The organism is Mesorhizobium sp. M7A.F.Ca.US.005.03.2.1 (assembly GCF_003997795.1).
GTDB lineage: Bacteria > Pseudomonadota > Alphaproteobacteria > Rhizobiales > Rhizobiaceae > Mesorhizobium > Mesorhizobium ciceri.
Genome location: NZ_RZRP01000215.1, coordinates 1 through 8111, shown reverse-complemented (window position 1 = coordinate 8111; position 8111 = coordinate 1). Strand labels below are relative to the sequence as shown.

Genomic DNA, 8111 nt, shown 5'->3' with positions numbered 1-8111 from the left:
GCTATAGCGAGGTCAAACGGCTGCAGCCGACGCTGCCGCCGAGCGCGGCCCAGCAGCGGCTCAAGGCGCTGGTCGCCCGGCTTTCCCAGGTAACCGCCGATCTCACCGTCCAGAAGCAGCGCAAGAGCGCTGCCACTGATGCCGATACCATTGCCTGCGTATTCCGATGAAGCCGGCCACCGATTCCGATTTGAAGCCGGCCAGTCATTCCGATTTCATTCCGGCCAGCATTCCGATTTGAAGGCGGCCATTTTTCGGTCTGATCCTGGGTCTCGTTGATGTTTGGGTTGGGTTTTGTTTCAGGTCAAGCTGACGGATAAGCCCGAAAGCGGCACCATGCAAGAATACAATAGGTCCACCGGTTCCATTCTCGCAATACAAAGTCGCGACGGCCCCAATCAATATGCAATGTTCGGTGATCATTGTTTCCTCAGCAAAAGCGAGCCAGATCGGTCTGCATTATGCATATGGGAAGCGAGGCTTCTGGTATTTACTTCATAAGCGTAGCAGCGTCTACAGGCCTTTTGCGCCAATTGCCCCCTAGCCGAACGCAGGAATTCGGCGTAGGCGCCCCAGTTCTTCAACCGCGAATTTGCAGGAAATTCCTAAACAAGCGCGGTGACCGTCTAGTGCATCAAGTTACGCGCGGAGCATCCTCCCCAATGCCTGCATCTGCGGCCTTCTAATCCGATCAATGTGGTCGCAAGCGGGGTGCGACCCGAAGCGCGCAATCACCATCTCCGCCTTTGGCGCTATGTACAGGTTCTGGCCGTAAAGGCCCCGACCTTCAATAGCATCAAGCTCGTCGTGTGATACCCACCATTGGCTTCGGTATGTATAGCCGAATGGGAGGTCCGGCTTGGCGGGGTGGTCGAGATCTTGAAGGTCGTAGACAACACTCGCGGGAACCAGTTGCTTGCCATTACACGAGCCTTCACATCGCATCAGCTCGCCGAAACGCGCCAAGTCGCGCAACGTCACATTGAGTCCGCTATGCGCCCTCGGCATACCGTTTGTCGGGTCGATCTCGACATAGGCGTCTTCTTCGCAGCCCAGTGGCAACCATAAGCGCTCCTCCAACAGTTGTGCGAACGACCGGCCCGTTGCGCGCGACATAACCCAAGCCATAACATTGGTATCGACGCCTTTGTAGACAAATTTGCCGTGCGCCCCTTCCTTTCGTATGGTACGCAGGTATTCGCATCTATATGACTTGTCTACACTTGTGTAATCTTCAGTAAAAGCAACGTTAGTTTGCATGTCCATGACTTGGCGGAGCGTTGCATCTTCCCACCCTGTACCTCGTAATTCCGGCACAAACTGCGATATTGTCTTCCTGTCGTCGAGAATGCCCTCATGCACCAACGCCGCGGCTAGGGTGCCCGCATACGATTTGGTGATTGACTGACACGAATGTTGTACGTGCGGCGCGAGTGCGCCGAAGTATCGTTCGTATATGATCCGCCCCCGATGCAGGACCAAAATGCCGTCGGTGTAGGTGTCGAATAGCGCCTCCTCGAACCGGTTGGTGCGGTCGTCCATGTCGACGAACGTGAGCCCATCGATTTCGGTAGACCTGTTGCTGCACTCAAGCTGCGACGGTCCGCCCCGCCCTCGCCACACTTGGACTGTGGGCCGCAGCTCACGCATATGCGATAGCGACCAGCGAAGCTGAGGAAAGGTCCAAACAGTTTCATTCTCGAATGTTACACGCTTGTCTGGCGGCGGCGGCGCACCGCGCATCCAGCCAAATTCGCGAGGATCCGATGCACGGCCGTCCAGGTATTGCTGTCCGTCGAATTCGAGTACGCTCTCCGACGCGTTACCGACGGTTTGCCGTTGTTTGAATTCTGTCATACATGGGATCCAATTTCATGCCTAGGCGCCCCCGGCGCCAGCTGGCTATCGAGAGTTGCGACCCAACCTCGGGAGTTCGGACTGGACTAAATCACAACATGTTATGATCATAGCAGCGGCAGGCGCGCATTCTATGCGAAATGTCCTCGACAACGCAGCAAATCAGCGTTGTATTGCGGCCGGCGCATACTTGCGGCCCCGCTCTCGCGTGGCAAGTAGGACCTAACTTGCCGAACGCTTCCAGCTACAAGAGGCATGAGCCATCATGCGCAGTATGCCGAGTACATCTCGATTAAACCGGGTCCGAACGGGTTGACAATTGTAACGCGTCTCCGCTGTCCGAGCTACGATGAGTCAAAAATTCTCTGGTCTATCAACGATGTTGACCCAGAGGGATACGTGCGAACTCGCAAGGCAAGAAATCGCGAAATGGCATGGGCGACTCTGCATGTTGGCGACGCGATAGTGGATAACGCCGTCGCCTTCGTAGGTGGGCTCGGCTTGAGTCGTCGCATGCGACGTCTCGAAGCAACCGCCCTGGTCAATAGCGACGTCGACCAGCTCCGAGCCCTTCTTCATGCCGGACATCATTTCGCGGGTGACGAGCTTTGGCGCGGCAGCACCGGCGATCAGCACGGCCCCGACCACGATGTCGGCAGAGAAGCATTCTTCCTCGAGCGCCCCGACGGTTGAGTAGCGGGTGCGCACACGGCCGGCGAAGAGGTCGTCGAGATTAGGGAGGTCGAGATTAGGGAGGTCGAGATTAGGGAGAGAGAGGGGCTTGGACCGCAGTTCCCACGTGACCAGAGTCAGCCCTGCAAGGTGTAATTCAACGCGCCAGTCCAGTTTAGATCCTTCCAAACAAGACGTCTTGTGGCGATGCAATCTGCAGCCTTCGGAGTCCAGCGAGTTGGCGAGTTCGCCGACCTCTCTGAGGCCAGGGTATCCGTGCTTTGTGAAATCGCCAGAGCGATCCGGCGAAAGCCAAGGGTAGTTCGCAGGAAACCTGCATCATCGAACTCGATTTCGCTGAATGCCAACAATGCAGAGCGATAAGGTGTCGTTCGTTAAATGACGGACCGGGATGGGTCCAATCAGCAGGGAGCAATGGCGCACCGCTAAGACACTCCTCTCGGTGGCGACGAAGGTAGCTTTCAAGAAAATAAGAACGAGAAAAAAGGGAACTATAGATGAACAATCATGTAACGACGGTCGTAGTTGCAGTCTCCATGGCGGTTGCGTCGATGTCTTTGTCAGCCAAGGCTTGCGCCGGCGAAGTCCTTGATCGTGTGCTCGCGGCACAGACATTGACGGTAGCGGTCGGGTCCGACTGGGGAGCCTTGTCTCACTTGAACGACCAACATGAACTCGACGGTGATGATGTAGAGGTCGCGAAGGGCATTGCGGACTACTTGGGCGTGAAGATCAAATTCGTGACCCCGGGCTGGGATATCATTCAGGCAGGCCAGTGGGGGGGGCGTTGGGACATGGCCATGGGTCAAATGACGCCGACCAACGATCGCGCCAAAAAATTCGCCTTCCCGGCCATGTACTTCTACGAAGGCGAAGTCGCTGTCGTTCACAAGGATAGCAAAGCGACGAAGCCTTCCGACCTGGAGGGCAAGATCGTCGGCGTCCGAGCGGGAACTCTTGGCGATTTGTATGCCAATCACAAGCTCACACCGGCATGGATCGGCGCTAAGCCAATACAATATCAATTTACAGCGGGCCAAGTGAAGGCTTATCCAAGTGCTAACTCTCTTACGCTTGACGACCTGCGCCTCGGCGATGGTGTTCGTCTCGATGGCGTCATTACTGAAGGAACGACGGCGGCTGCGGCAATCAAATCTGGCTATCCATTGAAGGTTATTGGCGATCCCTTATTCTACGCCCCGGGCGCTGTCACAATCGAGCGTGGCGATAAGGAGTTTATCGACAAGGTCGCTGCCGCGGTCAAGAAGATGAAGGATGACGGCACTCTTGCTAAACTCTCGGTCAAGTGGTTCGGGGGGGATTTCAGCGTCGATAAATAACATGACACAATCGTGGGCGTCCCCTTCCCGGGGGCGCCTCTTCTTAGGAAGAAAATGCTTATGCTTTACCACGATACAGTTGAATCTGAGGTGCTCGTCCACAAGCCATGGTTTATCGGCTGCATATTTGCAATTGTGCTCGCGGTTTTTCTTATCTTCAACGTAGCGGGCACCACGATGGGCGAACTCCTACGGCCCGTGATTGGCGATCACGCACAAGTGAAGTTTTACAGTCGCATTGCGATCGCTTTTGTAATTGCCGCAATGTTCTGCCTCAACCTCGTGCTGATTGGTTTTGTCCCGCTCAAAATCCAAATCGGGATCGTATGGTTTGAGTTGGTGCTACTGTTCCTTTCGCTCTTCGCGGCATTTGACTTAAGCATGCCATTTATTTGGGCAAACCTGCCATTTCTAATTACGCAGGGGGTAGTTACTACAGTTTACGTATCAGCGATGTCACTGCTATTTGCGTCGGCTATCGCAATAATCGGCGCGATTGCGAAACTGTCAAGCAACGGCATGGCTTACGCGATAGTCAGCTTCTACACTTCATGCTTCCGGGGTCTGCCGCTTCTCATGCAGGTTTATCTGATCTACATGGGCTTGCCCCAGGTAGGTTACGTTATTAATGCCGTGCCTGCAGGCGTGTTGGCGCTTTCGCTATGCAGTGGTGCCTACATGACGGAGATCTTCCGTTCGGGCATAGCCAGCATCGATCGCGGCCAGTGGGAGGCATCCCGGTCATTAGGTTTCGGCTTTGCGCTCACAATGCGCAGAATCATTCTGCCGCAAGCGCTTCCGGTTATCATTCCCCCGATGGGAAACACGTTCATCTCAATGCTCAAAGACAGCTCTCTCGTTTCGGTTCTTGGCGTTTGGGAGCTGACGTATCTAGCTCACTCACTCGGCCAGCCAACCTTCCATACTATGGAGATGCTAGTAACAGCGGCAATGATTTATTGGATTTTATCCGCCTGCCTGGAACTGGTCCAATCCCGGATCGAGGACCATTTTGCCAGAAGTAAGAAGCGATGATCGTGAATTCATTGGTCAAGCTAAAAAAGACGTCTAAGTTGGTTCGGCCATTTTCAAGGCACTTACAGATGCGCCAATGAACAAGAGAGATGCAATATTGAGCGACGAAGTCATCGAAGCTAAGAATGTATCCAAATGGTATGGTGCCTTCAGAGCACTAACTGACATCAACCTAACCGTCCGCAAGGGCGAACGTATCGTCATCTGTGGGCCCTCAGGCTCGGGAAAGTCGACGCTGATCCGTTGCGTCAATCGGCTCGAAGCGCACCAGGATGGCGAGATTACCGTCACTGGGATTAGGTTACATAACAAAATGCGCAACGTAGCTGAAGTTCGCAAAAGCGTCGGCATGGTTTTTCAGCACTTTAATCTTTTCCCGCACATGACCGTGCTGATGAACTGTATGGCGGCGCCGATGTGGATAAAGGGCGTTCCAGAGGGTGAGGCTAGAAAGATCGCGCTTAAATTCCTAGAGCGCGTGCGCATTCCCGAACAGGCGAACAAATATCCGGCTCAGCTCTCCGGGGGACAGCAGCAGCGCGTCGCAATTGCCCGGTCCCTCTGTATGGAGCCTGCAGTCATGCTCTTCGATGAGCCGACCTCCTCGCTCGATCCAGAGATGGTCGCTGAAGTGCTCGAGACTGTGACCGGACTCGCACGCGACGGCATGACCATGGTATGCGTCACCCACGAGATGGGCTTTGCGCGCGCCGTGGCCGATCGAGTAATCTTCATGGATCGAGGTGAGATCGTCGAAGAGGGTACACCGCACGACTTCTTCAGAAACCCGCAGCACGAAAGAACGAAATTGTTTCTCAGCCAGATCTTGTCGCATTGAGGGAGCCATCCTTCAACGAGGCCGTTCGACCGAGTTACTGTGTATCGAATGCGTTGCCTCAGGCCAGCGAGACAACATGTGCGGATATTGTATTCGTACGTATTGGCTGACATACATCAGAGCGTTCTCGGCAAGCGCCTCGTTCCCGGAAGCGCGAGAGTAGGATCCCGCTGAGCTTGTGCGCAGCCCACCGTGCCAGTTCGCGTCCAGGCGCGCTGAGGATTGGCTCGCCACACATGATCAGGTTGCAAGAGTGCGGCCTCAACCCTCTGCCCGCAACCGACCACAATCTGCAGACGTCGTCCTCTGGCAGATTCCCGACCATCTTTGGGTGAACCAAACGGATCAACACATGTTAAAGAACATAACCTTCGACCGCCACAGCTCCGACAAGCTTAAGAGTGAGGTCACGATCGACATTGATAAATGGGGGGTTCCTCATATCAAGGCTCAGAACTTGCACGACCTATTTTTCGCGCAGGGTTGGAATGCAGCTCGAGACCGCCTCTGGCAAATTGATATTGCGCGCAAACGAGGTCTCGGTCTCCTGTCACGAGACTTTGGCCCCGGATATTTGGAGCAGGATCGGGCGGCGCGTCTCTTTTTATTTCGCGGAGCCATGAGTGCAGAATGGCAGGCGTACGGCCCGGATTCCGAAGAGATATGCTCAGCGTTTGCCGAGGGGATCAATTCCTACGTAGACAGTTGCCATGACGGTTTGATTGCCTTGCCACCCGAGTTTGGCCTCCTCGGTCACACTCCCGACTATTGGAAACCCGAAGACGTCGTTCGCGTGCGAACGCACTCACTAACCCGAAATGCGATTTCGGAGCTTCTGCGCTGCAGGGTGATGGCATTGGCAGGTGTGGAACGAGGTACCCGCCTCGACAGGTTGAGACAAGAATTGTCACCTCCGATAGCGCCACGACCAGCGGAGGGCCTTGACCTCGCCTTTATGACAGATCGAGTACTGCAGGATTTTCGCTTGGCAATCTGTCCCGTCTCATTCTCGAGGGAAAGACTTGCAGCAAGTCTTCAGGAAGCTGACCGTTGGACCCGCGTAACACCGAGTGATGAGATCATGCAGACGGTGTTCCAAGAGGGCTCAAACAACTGGGCCATATCCGCAACAAAAACCACAACGGAGCGACCAATCCTTGCTCTAGACCCGCATCGCAAGCACGTCCTTCCGTCCATCAGGTATCTTGTACACCTGAGTATGCCCGGGCTCGATGTAATTGGCGCTGGAGAGCCTATGATCCCAGGAATCTCCATGGGTCACAACGGGACAGCCGCCTTTGGTCTGACTATTTTCGGCGCTGACCAAGAAGATATTTATGTTTACGAAACCAAGAGTGAGGGAAATAAATACTTATATAAAGGGGCCTGGGAGCAGGTGAAGACTATACACGAGAAAATTCCAGTTCGCGCCCACACCGACCAGGAGGTAAAGCTTCAGTTCACACGCCATGGACCCATTTTAAACCAAAATGCTGAAAAAGACCGCGCCTTCGCACTGAGAACCGTATGGATGGATCCCGGCATGGCACCTTACATGGCCAGCTTGGCCGTAATGCGCTCTAAGACATTTTCAGAATACACCTCCAGTCTAGCAAACTGGGGTTGTCCTTCAGTTAATCACATCTATGCGGACACGTCGAATGTAATTGCGTGGAAACCGTCAGGTGCGGCTCCGGTCCGAAGAAATTGGGACGGCCTGCTTCCGGTTCCAGGAGACGGTCGGTTCGAATGGGAAGGGTATTTGTCACCGGACGATGGGCCGTTCGAGATGAACCCCGCCAAAGGTTTTGTCGCCACTGCCAACGCAATGAATGTTCCGGAGGAATGGAGTAGATCGCATCCTGCTTTTGGCTACGAGTGGTCTGACAGCAGCAGACATGATACCCTTCATACAACTCTCTCACGATCAGAGAAGATCTCGTTGCGGGACTGCATGTCGCTGCAATGTTCGGTGTATTCGCCGATAGCAGTTCGTATTCTTGCGAAACTAGACACTCTTCTCGGTTCGGTTGCAAACATGCCTGCGTTGCACTTATTTTCTAACTGGGACCGGCATTTGGATGCGAGTTCGCCAGCCGCCGCGTTCTTTGAGATTTGGCTTAGCAAACACCTTGGCCCGACAGTAGCTCGCTTAGAAAGCGCTGACGATGAAGTGTTGGCACTGCTCGTGCCTTTACAGCCTTCGGCCATAGCCTCTTGGCTCGAACAGGCAGAGCCTAGTGAAAAGTTGAAGCATTCCATAATGGAATCCCTAACTTCTGCCTGGAGTGAATGCATATGTCGATTTGGCGACGATTCTGCCTCATGGGCATGGGGCAGTATACATA

General features: G+C 54.3%; 5 protein-coding genes and 1 pseudogene. 4 read left to right on the top strand and 2 right to left on the bottom strand.

Annotated features, from left to right (window positions below; translation table 11 throughout):
- Positions 1–639: 639 nt before the first annotated feature.
- Both EN991_RS14300 and EN991_RS14295 read right to left on the bottom strand, forming a co-directional pair.
- Positions 640–1857 carry a serine hydrolase gene (locus tag EN991_RS14300; RefSeq protein WP_063169320.1) on the bottom strand — a complete coding sequence of 406 codons (1218 nt, stop codon included), beginning with the start codon at positions 1855–1857 and terminating at the stop codon, positions 640–642.
- Positions 1858–2211: 354 nt separating this feature from the next.
- Positions 2212–2589 (bottom strand): annotated as a pseudogene (locus EN991_RS14295) (alanine dehydrogenase); the annotation flags it as partial.
- Between the two features lie 458 nt (positions 2590–3047).
- On the opposite strand from EN991_RS14295, the gene EN991_RS14290 reads away from it, so the two are divergent.
- From EN991_RS14290 to EN991_RS14275, 4 genes are all read left to right on the top strand, one after another.
- Positions 3048–3890 (top strand): transporter substrate-binding domain-containing protein, encoded by an 843-nt coding sequence (locus tag EN991_RS14290; RefSeq protein WP_063169318.1) that lies wholly within the window; start codon positions 3048–3050, stop codon positions 3888–3890.
- Positions 3891–3950: 60 nt separating this feature from the next.
- Complete coding sequence (locus tag EN991_RS14285) at positions 3951–4925, top strand: amino acid ABC transporter permease (protein WP_063170377.1); 975 nt, start codon at positions 3951–3953, stop codon at positions 4923–4925.
- Between the two features lie 94 nt (positions 4926–5019).
- Positions 5020–5763 (top strand): amino acid ABC transporter ATP-binding protein, encoded by a 744-nt coding sequence (locus tag EN991_RS14280; RefSeq protein WP_135921822.1) that lies wholly within the window; start codon positions 5020–5022, stop codon positions 5761–5763.
- 352 nt (positions 5764–6115) lie between these two features.
- A partial coding sequence (locus EN991_RS14275) for a penicillin acylase family protein (RefSeq protein ID WP_164769057.1) occupies positions 6116–8111 on the top strand: 1996 nt, incomplete at its 3' end.